General features: G+C 58.3%; 2 pseudogenes. One reads left to right on the top strand and one right to left on the bottom strand.

Annotation, left to right across the window (positions count from 1 at the left end):
- Window positions 1-507: pseudogene (locus NKH42_RS31100) on the top strand (calcium-binding protein); the annotation flags it as partial.
- Between the two features lie 204 nt (window positions 508-711).
- Here NKH42_RS31100 and NKH42_RS31095 read toward each other — a convergent pair.
- Window positions 712-864: pseudogene (locus NKH42_RS31095) on the bottom strand (hypothetical protein); the annotation flags it as partial.
- Between the last annotated feature and the right edge of the window lie 380 nt (window positions 865-1244).

Here is a 1244-nt window from a genome sequence, read left to right as displayed (position 1 = left end):
GGCACCGACAAAGTACTGGCCTCGGTAAGCCATGCCCTTGCGGCCGGCTCGCAGATCGAGCTTCTCGCCACCATCAACGCGTCCGCCACCACGGCAATCAACCTGACCGGCAACGCCTTTGCCCAGACCATCCAAGGCAATGCCGGCGCCAATGTCATCAACGGCGGCGGCGGCGCCGACATCTTGACCGGCTATGGCGGCAACGATGCCTTCGTGTTCAATACCGCTCTTGGAGCCGGCAATATCGACAGGATCACCGACTTCAACAAGCTTCAGGACAAGATCCACCTCGACGATGGCATTTTCAAAGGGCTTCCGGTTGGGGCGCTTTCCCAGGCTGCTTTCTATGCCGGGACGGCAGCGCACGACAGTTCCGATCATATCATCTACAATAGTGCAACCGGGGCGCTCTCTTTCGACAGCGACGGGATCGGCGGCACAGCTCAAACACAGTTCGCCACGCTTTTCCCCCCATCTCTCTCGGCAGCCTCCTTCTACGTGACCTGAAGAACCGACGGGGAAGCGACATCGCGCGAGGCGCTGCTGTGACGAACAAGGACCAAGTGGACAACCAGCACCCCGCCAGCCTCTTTCGTTAAGTGCAGATGTGCTGGCATGGACTGTAGCGGTATCGAGGACGCTCCCCAGATACAGTTCGTCACTTACCGTGATGGCGAACTCTTGGAACAGACGGCCGACAATGCCGCCCATCAGCAAGAGCGGGATGAACATCGCGACGAGCGAAATGCTGATCGACAAAACCGTGAAGCCGATTTCGCACGCGCCCTTCAATGCGGCATGCAGGGACTTGGAGCCACCGGAGCCCTCGAGCCAAGGTATTTCTTCGCTGGAACTAGCGCGCACGACGCCGACGACCACATCGTCTATGACAAGGTTACGGGTGCGTTGTTTTACGATTCCAACGGAAACGTCGCAGGCGGCGTCACAAGCCGGCTCTTGCTCAATGCAAAGTGCCAACCTAACGTCTCGATGAGAGCGGAATGAATCAGTGGCATGGGCGAAGATCCTTTTGCTGAGGAATCTTCAATCCAAACACATCATCCCGTTCTCACCCTGACTGTCGTGTACCGTGAGATCTCGTTTTCACGCGCACCGCCGTAGGCGCCGGATCAGATCACGAAAAAATCGTCGGCCAGCAGTGACGTTGCCCCCAGTTTCTATCCAGTTTTGAGTTCGTTTCCGGCGTGGGTTGTGCCCTGCTGGGCGGGTGAAGCGACGGGCGC

The sequence above is a fragment of the Mesorhizobium sp. M1142 genome (assembly GCF_040318565.1).
Taxonomy (GTDB): domain Bacteria; phylum Pseudomonadota; class Alphaproteobacteria; order Rhizobiales; family Rhizobiaceae; genus Mesorhizobium.
The sequence above is the reverse complement of the archived record's forward strand: the minus strand, read 5'-3'. Positions and strand labels throughout refer to the sequence as shown.